This is a genomic window from Sorangium sp. So ce185 (assembly GCF_051526825.1).
GTDB lineage: Bacteria > Myxococcota_A > Polyangia > Polyangiales > Polyangiaceae > Sorangium > Sorangium cellulosum_D.
The window spans coordinates 7,471,868-7,489,916 of record NZ_CP150316.1 but is presented as its reverse complement, the minus strand read 5'-3'; the positions used below and the strand labels follow the sequence as shown (position 1 = coordinate 7,489,916).

13 protein-coding genes are annotated in these 18,049 nt (G+C 72.7%); 4 read left to right on the top strand and 9 right to left on the bottom strand.

Annotated features, from left to right (window positions below):
• Positions 1–136: 136 nt before the first annotated feature.
• Positions 137–1,717, bottom strand: a complete 1,581-nt coding sequence (locus WMF26_RS27250) for an aldehyde dehydrogenase family protein (protein ID WP_437995048.1) — start codon at positions 1,715–1,717, stop codon at positions 137–139.
• 372 nt (positions 1,718–2,089) lie between these two features.
• On the opposite strand from WMF26_RS27250, the gene glgB reads away from it, so the two are divergent.
• Positions 2,090–4,330: a 1,4-alpha-glucan branching protein GlgB gene (gene glgB / locus WMF26_RS27245; RefSeq protein WP_437995047.1), complete on the top strand. Its 2,241-nt coding sequence runs from the start codon at positions 2,090–2,092 to the stop codon at positions 4,328–4,330.
• Between the two features lie 598 nt (positions 4,331–4,928).
• On the top strand, positions 4,929–5,540 hold the full coding sequence (locus WMF26_RS27240) for a response regulator transcription factor (protein ID WP_061622626.1): 612 nt from the start codon (positions 4,929–4,931) through the stop codon (positions 5,538–5,540).
• Positions 5,541–6,194: 654 nt separating this feature from the next.
• Here WMF26_RS27240 and WMF26_RS27235 read toward each other — a convergent pair.
• The 6 genes from WMF26_RS27235 to WMF26_RS27210 form a co-directional block, all read right to left on the bottom strand.
• Entirely contained in the window at positions 6,195–6,818 is a 624-nt protein-coding gene (locus WMF26_RS27235) for a hypothetical protein (RefSeq protein WP_437995046.1), read from the bottom strand.
• The gene (locus WMF26_RS27230) at positions 6,815–7,378 is read right to left on the bottom strand and encodes an FMN-binding protein (RefSeq protein ID WP_437995045.1); all 564 of its coding nucleotides are present in this window, start codon (positions 7,376–7,378) and stop codon (positions 6,815–6,817) included. Before WMF26_RS27230 ends, WMF26_RS27235 begins: the two co-directional genes overlap by 4 nt.
• 87 nt (positions 7,379–7,465) lie before the next feature.
• A complete protein-coding gene (locus WMF26_RS27225) occupies positions 7,466–8,839 on the bottom strand; it encodes a protoporphyrinogen/coproporphyrinogen oxidase (RefSeq protein ID WP_437995044.1) in 1,374 nt (457 codons plus the stop codon).
• A gap of 23 nt (positions 8,840–8,862) precedes the next feature.
• Complete coding sequence (locus tag WMF26_RS27220) at positions 8,863–10,326, bottom strand: hypothetical protein (protein WP_437995043.1); 1,464 nt, start codon at positions 10,324–10,326, stop codon at positions 8,863–8,865.
• A gap of 79 nt (positions 10,327–10,405) precedes the next feature.
• The gene (locus WMF26_RS27215; protein ID WP_437995042.1) at positions 10,406–12,013 is read right to left on the bottom strand and encodes a hypothetical protein; all 1,608 of its coding nucleotides are present in this window, start codon (positions 12,011–12,013) and stop codon (positions 10,406–10,408) included.
• On the bottom strand, positions 12,010–12,282 hold the full coding sequence (locus WMF26_RS27210) for a hypothetical protein (protein WP_437995041.1): 273 nt from the start codon (positions 12,280–12,282) through the stop codon (positions 12,010–12,012). Before WMF26_RS27210 ends, WMF26_RS27215 begins: the two co-directional genes overlap by 4 nt.
• A 127-nt stretch (positions 12,283–12,409) precedes the next feature.
• Here WMF26_RS27210 and WMF26_RS27205 point away from each other — a divergent pair, with 127 nt between their 5' ends.
• Both WMF26_RS27205 and WMF26_RS27200 read left to right on the top strand, forming a co-directional pair.
• Entirely contained in the window at positions 12,410–13,096 is a 687-nt protein-coding gene (locus tag WMF26_RS27205; RefSeq protein ID WP_437331346.1) for an SMI1/KNR4 family protein, read from the top strand.
• A gap of 172 nt (positions 13,097–13,268) precedes the next feature.
• Entirely contained in the window at positions 13,269–14,816 is a 1,548-nt protein-coding gene (locus WMF26_RS27200; RefSeq protein WP_437995040.1) for a serine/threonine protein kinase, read from the top strand.
• 174 nt (positions 14,817–14,990) lie between these two features.
• Here WMF26_RS27200 and infC read toward each other — a convergent pair whose 3' ends face one another.
• Together infC and thrS are read right to left on the bottom strand one after the other, a co-directional pair.
• Complete coding sequence (gene infC / locus WMF26_RS27195; protein ID WP_437949080.1) at positions 14,991–15,713, bottom strand: translation initiation factor IF-3; 723 nt, start codon at positions 15,711–15,713, stop codon at positions 14,991–14,993.
• 244 nt (positions 15,714–15,957) lie between these two features.
• Positions 15,958–18,024: a threonine--tRNA ligase gene (gene thrS / locus WMF26_RS27190; protein ID WP_437995039.1), complete on the bottom strand. Its 2,067-nt coding sequence runs from the start codon at positions 18,022–18,024 to the stop codon at positions 15,958–15,960.
• Positions 18,025–18,049 lie beyond the last annotated feature (25 nt).

Here is an 18,049-nt window from a genome sequence, read left to right as displayed (position 1 = left end):
GGGGAGCAAGGGGCGCCGTCTGGCAGGTCGCCAAACGGCCGCCGTCCCCGCCCGGCGGCCGTCCTGCCTGGCACCTGGCCGCGGTCGGAAGGCACGACGCGGGCGCGGCGCAAGAGCCGGCGCCCGCGTCCCCGCCCTAGAACAGCTCCCCGATCCGCCGGAGCAGGCTGCCGCTCGAGTAGAGCGCGCGCATGCCGCGCTTGAACCAGCCGTACGACGACTCGGTGTAGGGGAACCACGTCGGGTCCTTCGACCCGAGCGCGACGCGGTCCGCGTTGATGTGCTTCACGTCGCACATCTGCCGGAGCCCGTCCTCGCCCATCACCCGGCCGAAGCCGCTCTGCTTGACGCCGCCGAACGGCGCGTCCGGGAGCGCGCCGTTCATGAGCACGTCGTTCACCAGCACGCTGCCGGCCTGCAGGCGCTCGGCGAGCCGGCGGGCGTGATCCGTGTCCTCCGAGAAGACGTACGCGTTCAGGCCGAGGTGCGACTCGTTCGCCAGCCGGATCGCCTCCTCCTCGGTCGCGACCTGCATGAACGGCACCACCGGCCCGAAGATCTCCTCGCTCATCACGTTCATCCCGTGATCGCAGCCGGCGAGGATCGTCGGCTCGAAGAACTGGCCCTGCCCCGGCGCGCGCTTGCCGCCCGCCCTCACGCTCGCGCCCTTCTCGACCGCGTCCTTGATGAGCCGCTCGGCCACCTCGATCTGCGGCCCGAAGATGATCGCGCCGACGTCGACGAACTCCTTGCCCGGATCGCCCTGGTTCAGCCCCCTCGTGATCTCGACCGTGCGCTCGAGCAGCCGGTCGTGGATCTCGCGGTGCGCGTAGACCCGCTCCACCGCCACGCAGACCTGCCCCGCGTTCGCGAAGCCGCCGAAGACGATCGCCTGCGCCGTGCGCTCGATGTCCGCGTCGGCGCACGCGATGAGCGGCGCCTTGCCGCCGAGCTCCATCACGCACGGGATGAGGCGCTCCCCGCACGCGGCCGCCACCCGCTTGCCCGTGCCGACGCTGCCCGTGAACACGAGCATCTGGATGCCGCTGTCGATGAGCGCCGCGCCGGTCGGCCCGTAGCCGGTCACCACCTGGAAGAGATCCTCCGGCATGCCCGCGCCGTCCCAGATCTCCTTCTGCTTGAGCGCGATGAGCGGCGTCACCTCGCTCGGCTTCAGCACCGCCGCGTTGCCCGTCACCACCGCCGCGAGCACGTCGCGCAGCGCCAGCTGGAACGGGAAGTTCCACGGCGAGATCACCCCGATCACGCCGCGCGGGGCGTAGTGGACGAAGCTGCGCCGGTGCTTGAAGAGGTGGAGCTTGATCTCGCGCGGCTCGAGCGCCTTCGGCGCGATCTCGGCGAAGTACGTCGCCATGTCGGCCGCGACCAGCACCTCGTGCAGGAGCGCCTCGTGGCGCGGCTTGCCGCACTCGCGCGAGAGCAGATCGACGATCTCGTCGGTCCGGTCGACGATGGCGTCGCGGAAGCGGAGGACGCGCTGGCAGCGCTCCTCGACCGGCAGCGCGCCCCAGGCCTCCTGCGCGCGCCGCGCCCTGGCCACCGCGGCCCGCACCTCCTCGGCGCTCGTGTTCGGCGCCTCCCCGAGGAGCTCCCCGGTCGCGGGCGCGTAGCTGCGGATCGTCGCGCCCCCGTGCCCGTTCATGCCAGGACCGCTGCCGTTGCCCCCGATCGAGCGTTCGCTCACCACCTGACCCATGTTCGATCCCTCCACCTGTCGAGCCCCGCGCAACCCGCCGGATGGCCCCCGTGGCCCGCTGCTCGCGCCCGGACCGTACCCTCCCAGCGAAGGTACAGCAAATGAGCATTTGCTCAATTTCCCGACGATTCCCGCCGATTCCCGGTGAGAGCGCGCGCGCGCCGCCCTCCGCGGCGCCCGCTGTTGCGCCGCGGACAAATGGTGAGCACACCGTGGTTGCGCCAGGGGCAGGCCGGACGGCGAGAGCCGCGCAGCATGTAGGGCGAGCCCTGGCTTTTGGCTCGGGCGTTCGTCGGGGCGACCCTGGCTCTCGTCTCGGGCGGACTCTCGGCATGACGTCGGCGAGAGGAGCCGGTATAGGCGGACCCCGACATGTTGGAACAACGAGAAGTCGATCTCATCGCGGCTGTGGAGCACCCGGATCCGCACCACGTGCTCGGCGCGCACGAGGACGAAGACGACCTGGTGGTCCGCGTCTTTCGCCCGGACGCCACCGAGATCGCGGTGCTCCCGGACGACCCCTCGCTCCCGAAGCAGCCCACGGAGCGCATCCACCCCGCGGGCCTCTTCGAGGCGCGCTTCCCCGGCGTCTCCTACCCGAAGGACGGCCGCTTCCTCTACCGGATCGAGCTGCGCTACCCGGACGGCAACGCCTCGGTCGAGCGCGATCCGTACGGCATGCCGCCCACGCTCGGCGACGTCGACCGCCATCTCCTCGCGGAGGGGAGGCACTGGGAGCTCTACCGCGTCCTCGGCGCGCACGTGCGCGAGGTGGACGGCGTCTCCGGGACGTCGTTCGCGGTCTGGGCGCCGAACGCGCGCCGCGTGAGCGTCGTCGGCGACTTCAACCACTGGGACGGCCGCCGGCACCCGATGCGCCGGATGGGCGAGGGCTTCTGGGAGCTCTTCATCCCCGGCGTCGGCGACGGCGCGCTCTACAAGTACGAGATCAAGACCCCGGAGGGGCACATCACCGTGAAGAGCGACCCGCTCGGCCAGGCGATGGAGCTCCGGCCGGCGACCGCCTCGCGGGTCACGACGAGCCGCTACGCGTTCCAGGACGGCGAGTGGATGCGGACGCGCGGCCAGCTCGACTCACGCAAGAAGCCGATCGCCATCTACGAGGTCCACCCCGGCTCCTGGCGGCGCGTGCACGAGGACGGCCCGCCGTACGAGCACGGGATGCGCTGGATGACCTACCGCGAGCTCGCCGACCACCTCGTCGACTACGTGGCCGAGCTCGGCTTCACGCACATCGAGCTCATGCCGATCATGGAGCACCCGTTCGACGGCTCGTGGGGCTACCAGGTGGCGGGCTACTACGCCCCGACCAGCCGCTACGGCGATCCCGACGACTTCCGCTACTTCGTCGACCGGTGCCACCAGAAGGGCATCGGCGTGATCCTCGACTGGACCCCGGCGCACTTCCCGAAGGACGCGTGGGCGCTCGGCCGGTTCGACGGCACGGCGCTCTACGAGCACCTCGACCCGCGCCTCGGCGAGCACCGCGAGTGGAACACGTACATCTTCAACTACGGCCGGCACGAGGTGCGGAACTTCCTCGTCGCCAACGCCCTTTACTGGCTCGACGAGTTCCACATCGACGGCCTGCGCGTCGACGCGGTCGCGTCGATGCTCTACCTCGACTACGCCGCGCAGGGCGGCGACTGGGTGCCGAACCGGTACGGCGGGCGCGAGAACATCGAGGCGATCGACTTCATCCGGGAGCTGTCGAACCGGGTGCACGAGCGCTTCCCGGGCGCGATCCTGTGCGCGGAGGAGTCCACCGCCTGGCCGTCGGTGACGCACGCGACGTACGTCGGCGGGCTCGGCTTCGACTTCAAGTGGAACATGGGGTGGATGCACGACACGCTCGACTTCTTCAAGCACGAGCCGGTCCACCGCGCGTTCCACTACCACCAGCTCACGTTCGGGCTCATCTACGCCTTCTCGGAGAAGTTCCTCCTGCCGCTGAGCCACGACGAGGTCGTCCACCTCAAGCGGTCGCTGCTCTCGAAGATGCCGGGCGACTACTGGCAGATGCTCGCGAACCTGCGCGCGCTCTACGGCTACATGTGGGCGCACCCGGGCAAGAAGCTGCTCTTCATGGGCGGCGAGATCGGCCAGTTCGCCGAGTGGAGCGAGAAGACGGAGCTCGACTGGGGCCTGCTCGCGGTGCCCGCCCACGCCGGGCTCAAGCGGCTTGTGACCGACATCAACGCGCTCTACAAGAAGTATCCGGCGATGTACGAGCTCGACGACGAGCACCACGGCTTCCGCTGGATCGACTGCACCGACAACCTGCAGACCGTGATCTCGTTCATCCGCTACGGGGACGGCGCGGGAGACCAGATGTCGCCGTCGGGCCTGCACGTCGTGTTCATCGGCAACTTCACGCCGGTCCCGCGCCGCCCGTACCGCATCGGCGTCCCGCGCCGCGGCGCCTACCTGGAGGTGCTCAACACCGACGCCACCGAGTACGGCGGCAGCGGCGTGGGCAACATGGGCCGCGTCGAGGTCGAGGACATCCCCTGCCACGGGTTTCCGCAGTCGATCGAGCTGACGCTCCCGCCGCTCGGGGTGCTCTGGCTCATCCCCGAGCGCGACGCGTAGCCCTGACGCCGCACCCGGCGCGCGGCGCGCGGCGCCGACGCCAACCGACGGCAACCGACAGCAACCGACGGCAGAGAAGCGACGGCCGGCATCCCGCCGCGCTCCTCCGCCGCCGGCCCTCGCGAGGCGGCCGGCTCATCTCGCCCTCTCCTTTTTTAACCGCGACCGAGATCGATTGTCCGTCCAGGTCGGAGCATTCTCCGCGCTTGGCTGCGCCGTTCTCTCTCGTTCCGTTGTCTGTGCTCCGAGGCAGGCGCACTGCACAGCGGCCCCGGGCGAGCAAGATGTCGTGCACGAAACCGGCTTGCACGAATTGACAAATTTCTTTACTAAGGAGTTTCCGCAACGGAAAGGGCTCCTCGACTCACCCGGGGCGAACGCGTCGAGGGGGCAGCCTTGTCCTGGCGGGGCCGCTTCTCCGGCGGCGAGCGGGGCAAGAGCGATTCGGTCGGTTGTCGGCGGGGGCCTCGCTGCTCGCTCGTCCTCACGCACCCGGCCAGCAGGGCCGATCTCGTAGACACGCTGTCTGCTGCTCGCCTGCTCCTCGAACGTACGCTGGGATGGACTGGCTCGCATCGAGCAGAGGTGGACCTTTTCAATGACGAGTCATCACGGCAAGCTCCTCGGTCACACGCTCGCGACGATGAGCCAAGGAGGTCCGCCGCGCTTCCTGACGCAGCCGCCGCCCGCGGCGTGGACGGGGCCTGACTCCGCGCGCGGGAACGAGGTCCGGAGGGTCCTCGTCATCGACGACAACCCCGCGATCCACCGCGATTTTCAGAAGCTCCTGTGCCCGGATGTGGGGACATCGGCGGACCTCGACGCCCTCGACGCGGCGATCTTCGGGGCGCCGGCGGCGGTCCCGAGGAGCACGTTCCAGGTGGACGGCGCCTGCCAGGGCCAGGAGGGGCTGGAGAGGGTCCGACGGATGCAGCGGGTCGGCCGCCCCTATGCGCTGATGTTCGTGGACATGCGGATGCCGCCGGGCTGGGACGGCATCGAGACGATCGAGCGGATCTGGGCCGAGTGTCCGGACATCGAGGCCGTGATCTGCAGCGCGTACTCGGACTACTCGTGGCACGACGTGATCCGGCGCCTGAAGCGGCCCGAGCTCCGGCTGCTGAGCAAGCCGTTCGAGAGCAAGGACGTGCTCGATCTCGCCTGGTCGCTCACGTCCCGGTGGCTGAAGCGGAGCGCGATCCGGCGCTGAGGCGGCGCGGGGGCGTTGACACCCCGCGAGCGGTGTTTCCACCTTGGAGTGGGTTCGGCAGGGGTCCTGAGCCAACGCCCCAACCTCGACACCGGTGAAGCGGTACAGAGGTGGTGAGCTCCCCCGTACCGGCTCTGTCCGACGGCCGCAGCGCGCCGGGCAGCGCCCGGCCTGGAGCTCCTCTGTCCGCCGGGCAGTGCTCAAGATTGAACATGAAGGCGGGAAGGCGGGAAGAAAAGATCAATGATCTTCCTGCCTTCCCGCCTTCATGTGAACTCTCTCCGGGCAAATTTGAGCACTACCGTCCGCCGGGTACTCCTGAACTGGCGCCCTCCGGCTCAGGCCCCCGCCGAACCGTTCGAGAGCGAGCGCTGTCGAGCCGCGGCGCCGCTCTGCGTTCCTCTCGCAACACTCTGTTTCATGGAAGGAACGGACTCGGCGGCGCGCTCCGCCGCCCGCGGCTCGGCGGTGGGGCGCGCTCTACGGGCGGAGATGGGATGAGCGTGGCGATCCCGCTTCCGCCGGACAGGGTGCAACGAGGCAAGGGGGAGAACACCCGTGTCGACGACGTACACTCACCGGCTCACGAAGGATCCCTGGGACACCGTCATGCCCGAGCGTCGGGCCGCGTCGCCGGCGGCGTGAGACGCCGCCTTACCGCGCGTCGTCGAGCGGCGCCGCCTCGCCCCGCCGCGATCGCCTCGGCAGCCACATGTCCACGGTCGAGACGACCGCCATGGCGCCGAGCGACAGCAGCATGGCCACGCCCGAGATCGGCATCAGCGCCGCGGCGCCGGGCGCGCTCCGGATGAGCCACGGCGCCGCGATGTGCAGCCCGCTCGTGACGACGGCCGCCGCCACGCCCCCGGTGTGCAGCCACGCCGGCAGCCGCGCGAGCAGCCAGAGGTGCGCGAGGATCAAGACGTAGACGGGCACCGAGAAGAGGTGGAAATGCGTCACCTCCAGCAGCTTCCGCTCGGAGATCTGCTCGACCAGGACCCGCGGCGGCTCCGTCGCGGCGGGGAGCTCGAGCTCCGGGCCGAGCTCGAGCGCCGGCCCGTCGGCCGCGGCGGGCGCCTGCGTCGGCGCGGGCGGCGGCGCGGAGGCCGGCGCGCCCGCGTAGTACGCGGCGGCGCCCGCGTCCTGCACCATCGCCCCGTAGAGGCGCCACGACACGAGCAGCCCGACGATCGAGGCGACCGCGAACGCCGTGTACAGGAGCTTCGCGCCGAGCGAGAGCGACCGCAGCCGCCCCGCCGCCGCGGTGAAATCCCTCACAGGGCGCCGCGCTTGAGCGCGAGCTGGAGGACGAGGGCGTCGCGCTTCACGCCGAGCGCGACGGAGCGCGACGAGATCGACGCGCCCGACACGATGTCGATGTCCTTGCCCGCCGTGATCGGGTCGCTCGCCGTCTTGCCCTGGAACTGGGCGCGGAAGCGGTCGCCGCGGACCTCGTCGCCGTACGCCTCGCGGTACTCGAGGATCTCGATCCGCTCCACCGCGCCGGCCGTCGAGAACTTCACGGCGAAGTCGATCGGCTCGTGCATCCCCTTCTCTTCGTCCTTGATCGCATAGCCGTCGGTCTTGCCGTCCGACTCCGCGACGTAGATCACCCACTCGCGCTTGACCGGCGCCCCGAGCTTCTTGCCGATCTCCTGCGCCTCGGCGTCGCCGAGGACGACCTTGCGGTAACCGACCTTCTTCGAGCTCGCGAAGAAGCTCTTCAGGACGGCAGGGACCGTCCAGTACGTCGCGCCGTGCGCGGGGAGCGCCGCCAGCGCGAACGCGAGGGCCGTGGCGGCGGCGAAGTGGGCGGTGCGGAGGCCGGAAGAACGCATCAAGACTCCGAGGAAACTGTCATTCGTGAAAGTCAAAGTCAACAGCGTTGGGCCGCGGGATCCGCTGGATCCCGCGGCGCGCGTGCCTCAGTCGCGCACCTGCACGTCGAGGTAGCGCTCGGCGCTCAGCACCCACGCCTCCGGGCTGCGGCCGGCCTCGACGTGGGCCACCGCGTCGGCCGCGATCGCGGCGCAGTGGTCCAGGTTGCAGTGCAGGAAGAGCGCCTGCCGCCCGAAGGGGAGCGCGCCGAGCGCGGCGGCGCGGCGCATCGCCGCGCGCCAGTCCTGGAGCCAGCCGCGCCGGTAGAGCGGGTAGACGCTGGGCACGAAGCGCTGCCGGGCCTCGATCGGCGCCACCCCGCGCGGGGCGATCCCCGCGCGGACGAGCTGGTCGAGCAGCGCCGCGAGCGGCCGGCCCGAGGCGAAGTCGCGCCCGCGGCCCCAGGCGCCCTCCGGGATCTCCACGCACAGCACCGTCTCGCCCGGGCGGCGGAGATCGGGCGCGTAGTTCTGCAGCTCGGAGACGCGGCCGAACCAGAAGCGCGGGTCGGGGCAGTAGTACGTCTCGGGCGCGCCGAGCCGCGCGCGCGGGTAGGCGAGGTAGACGAGGTACAGGCCGCGGTGCTCGAGGCGCGCGTCGGGCACGAGATCCGCGAGGTCGCCCGCGAACAGGACCGGCGCCGCGCCGGCGGCCGCGGCCACCCCGGCCGCGTCGAGGGCGGCGCCGCACTCGGCCCGGACGCCGGCCTCCGCGAGCCGGGCCTCGAGGTACGCGATGAGCGACGAGATGCCGGCCGGCGGGTAGACGAACCGCGCGAGGTCCGCGGCCGCGGCGCCGCGGCCGCGGGCGAGCCCCCGGAACAGCGCGAGCGGGCTGGTGGTGCTGATCCGCTTCTTCGCGACGGTCTGGGACAGCTCGGACGGCGGGATGCCCCAGACCTTCTCGGCGTAGGGCCGGTAGAACGACGCGTAGGCCGCGGCGCCGACGCGCTCGCGCACGAACCGCTCGAAGCCGACGTCCTCGCCGGCGATCGCGCGGTCGTGCTCCCAGCGGGCGAAGGCGGCGCGGCGGCCGCGCTGCGCGACGAAGCCGAGGCCCATCGCGGCGCCGGCGCGGAGGCCGAGCGCGCGCAGCATCGACGGGACGCTCGGGGGGTAGGGGACGTGCCGCTCGCCGAGCACGAGCACGCCGCGGCGCGGGCGCGACAGGAACGGGGAGCGCGCGTGCACCTCCCGGAAGAGCGGCTGCTCGAGGGCGGCGGGGTGGAGCCGGTGCGAGCCGAGGTCGCACGGCAGCCCGCGGAACAGCTCGGCGCCGGCGAGGCCGCCGGGGCGCGCCGCGCGCTCGAGGAGGCGCACGCGCCGGCCGGCCCGCGCGAGCAGCAGGGCAGCGTAGAGGCCGGAGATGCCGGCGCCGACGACGAGGCGCTCGGGCCCCGCGCGGTCTGGGCGGAGTGACATGGCGGTGCTCTCGGCCGGCGCGCTCAGTACATGAAGCCGAGCCCGAAGTTGAGCTGCGTCTGGTCGAACCCGAGGGTGCGGTCGCGCAGCTGGTAGTCGGCCTTGAGCACGAGCCCCTGGGTCGGCCGGTACGAGGCCCCGAGCGTGAGCTCGCGGACGCCGTACGAGGCGTTCTCGGCGTAGCCCTCGGGCACCGCGGACTGCGTGTCGTACGCCTCGAGGCGCGCGAACGGCAGGAGCTCGTGGCCCACGCCGAGCGGGCGGAGCACGTCGTAGGCGGCCTCGACGTAGCCGCCGCGGATGCGGGTGGCGACAGGGCTCGTGGGATCGATGAAGTTCGGCGCGCCGCTCTGGTTGAACGAGACCATGAGGGCGCGCGCCTCGGGCAGGTGCCACTGGGCGAACAGGATCCGGGTCTCCAGGCCGCTCCTGCGCCAGCGCGCGTCGAGCGACCAGCCGAGGACCGGGACCGAGAGATCGACCGGGGTGCCGTCGCGGAGGAAGAACTTGCCGTCGCCGTTCGGGCCGGCGTCGCTCGCGTACACCGACGCGCCGGCGACGACGCCGAGCAGCGGCTCGGCCTCGACGCGCGCGACGCCGGCCCACGCGTTGGCGCGGGCGAGCCCGCCGTTCTGCCGGCCGCCGGCGAGGCCGCCCGCGCGGAAGCCGAGCGGATCGAGGCCGGTCATCGCGTAGGCCTCGAAGCGCAGCCAGTCGAGCGGCTGCCCGAAGGCGCCGACGGCGATCTCGCGCCACGTCGAGGGGATGACGACGGTCTCCACCTTCGGCCGGACCACGCCGTGGAACACCGGGGGCTCGTGCCACTGGTTGATGATCCCCATCGGGACGAGCACGAGGCCAGCGCGCAGCCCGAGCGCGCGGCCGGCGGCGTTCCACTCGAGGTAGGCCTGCTCCAGCTCCGCGGCGCCGGGGCAGCTCGCGCAGGAGAGCGAGTGCTCCACCTCGAGCTCGACGTAGGACCGGATGTCGGTCGTGAACTCGTGCGCGACGAAGAGCACGAGCCGGGGGATGTCGGCGACCCACGCGCGCTCGTCCTCGCGGCCGGTCGTGGTGCCGCGGACGTGCACCTCGCCGTAGCCGCCGATCGAGGTGCTCGTCGCGCTCGCGCCGGCGCTCCGGAACCGCTGCTCGGTCAGGCCGCGGACGAGCTCGTGCTCCGGCGCCTGCCCGGCGCCGAGGCCGACGGCGGGCTTCGGGGGCTCCGGCGGCGGCCCGGCGTGCTCGGGCGGGAGGTCGAGGACCGGGCCGTCCGGCGCGGGCTGGGCGGCGGGTGCGGGCTGCGCGGGCGCGGGTTGGGCGGCGGGCGCGGGCTGGGCGGGCTGCGCGGCGGGCGCGGGTTGCGCGGCGGGCGCGGGTTGCGCGGCGGGCGCGGGCGCGGGCGCGGGCTGCGCGGCGGCGGCGAGGGGCAGCAGCGCGCTGAGGACGACGCCCGCAGAGCGAGGCCACAGGGACGAGATCGCTTTCATGACGAGGACCGGGAGCCCCGCGAGGCGCTCGGCAGGGCGGGAGTCTTCGCGCCCTTGAAAACGGAGGTCAACCTCGTTTTCAGCCGGCCGGCGCGCCGCGCGGCGAGCGCGGGGGCGCTCGGCCCGCCGGAGATCCGGCCGGCAGCGCCTCGAGCAGGGCGAGGTCGCTCCAGAGCGCGTCGACGTAGCGCGAGCGCGGGCGCGCGAAGCGGATCGAGATCGCGTAGCCGCGGCCGGCGAGCGCGTCGCGCGCCGCGGGCGAGAGCGCCTCGCTCGTGATCAGCGCGCCGCCCGGGCCAGCCTGCTCGACGGCGCGGACGAGCTCGTCATCGCCGCGGACGCGCACCGGCCGCCGGCCGGGCGCGCCCTCCTGGATCATCCGGTCGAGGTCGCGCGTGAGCACGGGGCGCTGCTCGGCGCCGGCGTCGCGGAGGAAGCCCACGATCGCGGCCGCGGGCGAGGGCGCCTGGTGCTGGCGCGCGAGGGCGATCGCGTCGGCGAGCCACTGCGCGGCGAGGGTCGTGACGAGGGCGGCGGGCGCGGCCGAGCGGAGCGCGCGGCCGCGCGCCGCGCCCGCCGGCCGGAACGCGGGCGAGAGCGCCGCCGCGCCGGCGGCCAAGGCGACGATCAGGAGCGGGACGAGCGGCAGCCAGTGACGCGGCTTGAAGGCGATGTTCTGTCCGAGGAGCGCCCAGACGAAGTAGGCGAGCGCCGAGGCGAACAGCTCGGGCTGGTCCCGCGCCGCGCGCGCGGCCCGCCGGAGCGGCGCGGCGCGGAGCGCGGCCGCGGCGAGGAGCGCGAGCAGGATCGGCGCGCCAAGCCAGCGCGCCGCGGGGGCGTCCGGCCACGCGCCGCCGAGGCCGTTGGCCCAGATCCCCCAGACGACGCCGTGGAGCCGATCGGCCGGCGACGAGACGGTGATCGCCGTCCCGCCCCAGCGGGTGAAGTGCCCGAGCCCCTGCACCCACGTCGTCGCGACGAGGTCGCGCGGCGTCGCGATCAGCACGAGCGGCACGAGCCACGCGAGCGCGCCGGTCGCGAGGTCGCGGCCGCGCGCGAGCCACGCGAGGCGGCCGCCCTCGCTGCGGGCGATGACGGCGAGGCAGGCGAGCGCGAACGGGAAGTACGAGAGCCGCACGCCGAGCCCGACGCCGAGCAGCACGAGCGCCGCCGTGCGCGCGCGCGCGGCGCTCGCCTCGCGCGCGGCGCTCCCGGCCTCCGCGTCCTCCGCCGCGCGGCGGAGGCGCTGGCCGCGGGCGCAGAGCCAGAGCGCCGCGGTCGTCTCCGCGGCGCCGGCCATGTCGCTGAGGAGCTTCTCGGACGACAGCCACAAGAACGGCGAGGCGAGGGCGAGGACGCCGGCGAACGCCGCGGCGCGCCGCCCGGCGACCTCGCGCGCCAGCAGGGCGGTGAAGGCGACCGCGGCCGCGCCCGACGCGGCGCTGACGAGGGCGAGCGCGGCGCGCGGCGCGGCGCCGAGCAGCGCGAGCCCCTTCGCCGCGGCGATGAACACGGGGTAGTACGGCGCGTGCGGGCGCAGCGAGGCCACGTCGAACCGCTCGACGCCGAGCGCGAACCGGAGCGCGTCGATGTCCTCGTCGTGGTCGATGCGGAACCAGAGGCGCGAGGCGAGCGCGGCGGCGGTGAGCGCGGCGAGCGCGGCGAGGTCGCGCCGCTCCTCGCTCACGAGCCCGAGCCGGAGCCCGATCCCGGCGCGTGCGTCGGCGCGCCGCAGTCCGGCGCGTCCGCGCCGGCCGCGCCAGCGCTGACGGTGCTGACGGTCGCGCCCGAGCCAGAGCCCGAGCCGGGCAGCGGCGCCGCCGGGGTGTCGCACTGGTCGAACAGCTCCTCGCCCGCGTAGTCGAGGCACGCGGTCGCGAGCGACACGAACACGAACGTGGCGCCCGCCATCACAAAGGCGGTGCGCAGCGATGCCCAGGAGCCCAAGCCGGCCACGCAAGCACCGTGCCGCCGACGCAAATGCATGTCAAGCGCGCGTGTTCCGAGATCGGGGCCGGGGCGGAGGCGCCGGGCGTCGCGCGTTTTTTGCTCCTCCCGGCGCCGCGCGCGTAGGGTCGCGCGCATGGAGTGGCTCGAGTCGATGCACCGCATCCGCGCGCTCAAGCTGGAGCTCGCGCGGATGGACCCGCGGCGGGGAATGCCGATCGCGCCGCCGGCCGGGGCGCCCGAGGCGGCGATCGCCGGCGTCGAGCGCCGCCTCGGCATGCCGCTGCCGCCGAGCTACCGCGAGCTGCTCGCGCGGCACGACGGCTGGCCGCAGCTGTTCGCCGGCGCCAGCTTGCTCGGGGTGCGCGCGCTCGCGCGCGGCTCGTACATGGACGTCGGGCGGATGGTGCTCGAGCTGTGCGAGGGCGAGGAGGCGCGCCGCGCCGGCGAGCGCGACGTCGCGCCGTCGAGCTTGCGCGGCCGGTACAGCGCGCGCAGCGCGCTCGTCCCGTTCGGCATCGACGCGGCGGCCGAGACGGTCTTCGCCTGGGACCCGGAGGCGAGGTCGCCGGACGGCGAGCTCGAGGTCATCCTCTGGACGAACGACGTCGGGATGCGCCTCTCGGGGTTCGCCGAGCTCCTCGACATGGTGAAGGAGATGCTCGCCGCGGAGCTCGACGATCGCCGGAAGCGCGCCGCCGAGCAGCTCGATCTGACGCCGCGGCTGCGCGCGGCGGTCGCGCCGCGGAGCCGCGCGCGCGCGGTGGCGGTGCCGCTCACACCTCAGCCTCGCCCGTTCGCGCGGAGCGCGCTCACGGGCTGACGCGGCGCTGCTCGCCGAGCCCGGCCGCGCCGCGCTCCGCGGGAGCTCGCGCCCGGAGGCCTGAAACGCGCTCGTCACACGGCGCGCCGCGCGCGGCGTGGCATGGCGCGGCGTGGAGAGACGAGCCGGTTGTTTCCGCGCGCAGCGTGGGACGTGATGTACTAGGCGGAGCATGACGGAAGCCCACCAGCAGCAGCGCTACCGGGTCGTCGAGCGGCTCGCTTCGGGCGGCATGGCCGAGGTCTTCCTCGCCGAGAGCGCGGGGATCGAGGGGTTCAAGAAGCAGGTCGCGATCAAGCGCGTGCTCCCGCACCTGAGCGAGAAGAAGCGCTTCATCGCGATGTTCCTCGACGAGGCGCGGCTGTCCGCGCACCTCTCGCACTCCAATGTCGCGCAGGTGTTCGACATCGGGGTCGGCGACAACGCCTACTTCATCGTGATGGAGTACGTGGACGGCGCCGACCTGAAGGCCGTCCTCGAGTCGATGCGCAAGGCCGGGCGCACCCTCCCGGTCGAGTCCGCCGTGTTCATCACGGCCAAGCTCTGCGAGGGGCTCACGTACGCCCACGAGCTCCGGGCGGCCGACGGGCACCCGCTCAAGATCGTGCACCGGGACATGTCGCCCCCGAACGTGCTCATCACCAAGTACGGCGAGGTGAAGATCGTCGACTTCGGCCTCGCCAAGGCGACGAGCCAGCTCGAGAAGAGCGAGGCGGGGATCATCAAGGGCAAGTTCAGCTACCTCTCGCCCGAGGCCGCGCAGGGCCTCGAGGTCGATCACCGCACCGACATCTTCGCGGTGGGCGCCATCCTCTGGGAGATGCTCTCGGGCAAGCGGCTCTTCCTCGGCGAGACCGACTACCAGACCGTCAAGCTCGTGCAGCAGGCGCAGATCCCGCTGCTCTCCGAGATCAACAGGGCGGTGCCCCCCGAGCTCGATCGCATCATCGCCCGCTCGCTGGCCCGCGAGCCCGGCGATCGCTACGGCTCCGCGCGCGAGTTCGGCCGGGATCTCACGAACTTCCTGTACAAGTTCGGCCGGCCGGTCAGCGCGTACGACATCGCCGAGCACGTCCGCAGCGCCATGGCGCTGAAGAAGCGCGCCCCCGCTTCGGACAAGGCGTCGTTCATCGACAGGCTGATCGAGGAGACGCTGCTCGAGTTCACGTCGCTCCCGGACGACAAGGCGGCGCCGAGCGCCGCTCGGCCGAGCGAGCCGCTCAAGATCTCGGCCTTCGAGGACATCGGCAAATGGGCCGACGAGATCAAGGTCTCGGCGCCCGGCGAGGACCTCATGCGGCGGTCGCTCGCCGAGGTCTCGGTCGAGGAGGGCAACCTCGCCGCGCTCGAGGAGACCGACGCGGGCATCTCGCCTGCGAAGCTGCTGGCGTACCCGCAGGCGAGGCCCGCGGAGCCGCCGCTCGCGCCGCCCCAGCCCGCGCGCCCGCCGCTCGCGCCGCCCCCGCCTCCGCCGCTCGAGCGGCGGGCCGAGCCGACGCTGGCCTCCCCGCAGGCGGCGCCGGCCCCGCCGCGCCCTGCGCCGCCCGCGCTGGCGCCGGTAGCCCCGCCCGCGCCGCTCGCCCCGTTCGCGCCGCACGACCTGGAGGCGGAGCTCCGTCCGATGAAGACGGGGGCCGGCGCCGTGAAGGCCGTGCTGCTCGTCGCCGCGCTCGCGGTCCTCGCCGCCGGGGCGTGGCTCGGCGGCCTGATCCCGCACTGACCCGGCGGCGCGCGTGCCCCTCGCCGCGCCCGCGGCGGTCCGGCTCGCGCTCAGCGCCCTCCGCGATGCGGGGGAGCGCGCCGCGCACGAGCCCGCATCGCAGAGGGCGCGACGCGATGCGCGCCCCGGAAGAGGCGCGGCCGTCGTCCTGAGGCGCGCGCTCTCCGGACGGGGCTACTCGTTCCCGCCCTCGCCCTCGTCGTCCTCGTCGTCGTCCTGCTCTTCGAGCTGCCTCTCGAGCTTCTCGATCTCCTCTTCCTCGGCGTCGGCCCCGGTCGGAGCGGCGCGCCCTTCCTGGATCGCCTTCTGGCGGGCCTTCTCCGCGGCGGCGCGGGCCTGGGCCACCTTCTGCAGGATGGCGGGCTTGGGCGCCATCATCAGCGTCATCGTGCGCTGCTCCATCATCGGGCGCACCTCGACGTTCGCGATCTCCTCGCAGTGCTGGACGATCCAGTCGAGCTGCTCCTGCGCCTTCTCCGGGTGCGTGATCTCGCGGCCGCGGAAGCGCACCGTGAACTTCACCTTGTGACCTGCGCCGAGGAACCGGTGCGCAGCCCTGGTCTTGAACTCGAGATCGTGATCGTCCGTCTTGGGACGGAGCTTGATCTCCTTGATCTCCACCACACTCTGCTTGCGCTTCGCCTCGCGGGCCTTCTTCTTCTCGTCGTACTTGTACTTGCCGAAGTCGAGGATCTTGCAAACCGGAGGATCCGCCTTCGGGTTGACCTCGACGAGGTCGAGCCCCTTCTCCTGAGCCCGGCGCAGCGCCTCGTGGGTCTGCATGATGCCGAGCATCTCGCCATCATCGCCGATGACGCGGATCTCCGGGACGCGGATGCGCTGGTTGATGCGGATCTGCGGCCCCCGCTGGGCCTGCCGAGGGTCGAAGCGTCTCATCGCCATGTGATATTTCGCTGCCTCCTTGTGTTCTGTGCTTCCGAAAGCGACGGACCGCCGCTTCGCGACCGAGTGTGGTCGCGGCGACCATCACCATGCCAATGTCGCCTGACTCCGCGCCGCAGGCAACGGCAGCAAGCACAGCGGCCGCCGCGGCCCAGGGGCGCTCGGGAGCCCTGGTCTGCCGGGCTCGACGGGGGTAGGGGAAGGCCTGCCGGCGAGAGGGGCCGGCCGGAACGACGGATCACGAACTGGGGGCGCTCGCAGCCAGGCGGGGGGGCTTCGACTCCGCGGCGAGCCGGTCGGCGAACTCCTCGAGCGGCATCGCCCCGAGGTCCTTGTTGAGATCGCGCGACCGGGGGGCGACCTTGCGGCCCTCGGCCTCCTTGTCGCCGACCACGACCACGTACGGGACGCGCGTCAGCCGCGCCGCCCGGATCTTGGCGCCGAGCTTGTCGGAGCTGAGGTCGGCCCGGGCGCGGAGCCCGCGGCCACGGAGGTGCGCCACCACCTCTTGCGCGTAGGCGGCCTGCTTCTCGCTGACCGTGACGATGATCGCCTGCTCCGGGGCCAGCCAGGCCGGGAAGGCCCCGCCGACGTGCTCCAGGTACACCGAGAAGAACCGCTCGAGCGAGCCGAGGATCGCCCGGTGCAACATCACGGGGCGGTGCACGCCGCCGTCGGCGCCGGTGTACTCGAGCTCGAAACGATCGGGCAGCGCGTAGTCCACCTGGATCGTGCCGAGCTGCCAGCTCCGCCGCAGGGCGTCGAGGACGTGGAACTCGAGCTTCGGGCCGTAGAACGCGCCTTCCTCGGGCGCGATCTCGAAGGGGAGGCCGGCCTGCTTCAGGGCGTCCGCGAGCGCGCCCTCCGCGGCGTCCCACTGCGCGTCGGTGCCGATGCGCTTCTTGGGCCGGGTCGCGAGCTTGATGTCGATCTTGGCGAACCGGAAGGCGGCGTACACCTCGAGCAGGAGGCGCAGGAACGCCTGGATCTCGCCGTGCATCTGCTCCGGGGCGCAGAAGATGTGGGCGTCGTCCTGGCAGAAGCTCCGCACCCGGGCGAGCCCATGGACGACGCCGCCGCGCTCGTACCGGTGGAGCCGGCCGAAGTCGGCGAGCCGCCACGGCAGCTCGCGGTAGCTGCGCCGCCGCTGGCCGAAGATGAGGCAGTGGCTCGGGCAGTTCATCGGCTTCTGGGCGAGCCGCTCGAGCTCGGCGAGCTGCTCCAGGACCGCGGCGTCGCGCTTCTTGTCCGCGTCCTTGTAGACCGCCGCGTCCGCCTCGCCGGGAGAGACCCCGAGCCGCAGCGCGAGCCGCGCCGCGTCGAGGTGCTCCGCCGTGACGGGCAGGTACATGTTCTCGCGGTAGTTCGGCAGGTGCCCGCTCGTGTCGAACAGCCGCTTGTCGAAGATCTGCGGCGTGATGACCTCGTCGTACCCGTAGTCGACGTAGAGGTCGCGCATGTACTGGACGAGCGAGTTGTACACGTGCGCGCCGCGCGGCAGGAGGAACGGCATGGCCGGCGCGTACTCGTGGAACATGAAGAGCTCGAGCTCTTTCCCGAGCTTCCGGTGGTCGCGCTCCTTGGCCTCCGCGAGGAGCTTCAGGTGCTCGTCGAGCGCCGCCTGGCTCGGGAACGCCGTGCCGTAGATGCGCTGGAGCATCGGGTTGCGCTCGTCGCCGCGCCAGTAGGCGCCGGCCACGCTCACCAGCTTGACGGCCTGGAGCAGCGAGGCGTCCGGCACGTGCGGGCCCTCGCAGAGGTCGACCCACTCGCGCTCGCCGTCGCTGTGCCGGTAGAGCGAGACCTCCTCGCCCGGCGGGATCGCGTCGATGAGCTCGCGCTTGTACGTCTCGCCCATCTGGGCGAAGAGCTCGTGCGCCGCCTCGCGGTTCACCACGTCGCGCCGGAACGGGCGGCCGGCGGCGATGATCTCGCGCATCTTCGCCTCGATCTTGGCGAGATCCTCGTCGGTGAAGGGGCCGGTCGGCTTGTCGAAGTCGTAGTAGAAGCCCGCCTCGATGGCGGGGCCGATCGTGACCTTCGTCCCCGGGAAGAGGCGCTGCACGGCGTCGGCCATGATGTGCGCCGTCGAGTGCCGGATGATGCGAAGGCCGTCCGGATCGCTCGTCCGGACGGGCTCGATCCGGGTCGCGCTGTCGCGAAGGAAGGGGGTCTGAAGATCGAGGAGGCGCCCGTTGACGCGGGCGCCGATGACGGTGCGGTCCTTGGCGAGTTCGTCGGCGAGAGCCTCGCGCACCGTGGTGCGGGCCGCCGAGGCGGCCTGGGCTGTCTGATCGAGGGCCATGAAACCTCGCAGGCTAGGTCTCCTG

Excerpts from the sequence above, each read along its gene's own strand:
- WMF26_RS27250 (WP_437995048.1), bottom strand. The coding sequence starts at position 1,717 with ATGGGTCAGGTGGTGAGCGAACGCTCGATCGGGGGCAACGGCAGCGGT.
- glgB (WP_437995047.1), top strand. The coding sequence starts at position 2,090 with ATGTTGGAACAACGAGAAGTCGATCTCATCGCGGCTGTGGAGCACCCG.
- WMF26_RS27240 (WP_061622626.1), top strand. The coding sequence starts at position 4,929 with ATGACGAGTCATCACGGCAAGCTCCTCGGTCACACGCTCGCGACGATG.
- WMF26_RS27230 (WP_437995045.1), bottom strand. The coding sequence starts at position 7,378 with ATGCGTTCTTCCGGCCTCCGCACCGCCCACTTCGCCGCCGCCACGGCC.
- WMF26_RS27225 (WP_437995044.1), bottom strand. The coding sequence starts at position 8,839 with ATGTCACTCCGCCCAGACCGCGCGGGGCCCGAGCGCCTCGTCGTCGGC.
- WMF26_RS27220 (WP_437995043.1), bottom strand. The coding sequence starts at position 10,326 with ATGAAAGCGATCTCGTCCCTGTGGCCTCGCTCTGCGGGCGTCGTCCTC.
- WMF26_RS27205 (WP_437331346.1), top strand. The coding sequence starts at position 12,410 with ATGGAGTGGCTCGAGTCGATGCACCGCATCCGCGCGCTCAAGCTGGAG.
- WMF26_RS27200 (WP_437995040.1), top strand. The coding sequence starts at position 13,269 with ATGACGGAAGCCCACCAGCAGCAGCGCTACCGGGTCGTCGAGCGGCTC.
- infC (WP_437949080.1), bottom strand. The coding sequence starts at position 15,713 with ATGAGACGCTTCGACCCTCGGCAGGCCCAGCGGGGGCCGCAGATCCGC.
- thrS (WP_437995039.1), bottom strand. The coding sequence starts at position 18,024 with ATGGCCCTCGATCAGACAGCCCAGGCCGCCTCGGCGGCCCGCACCACG.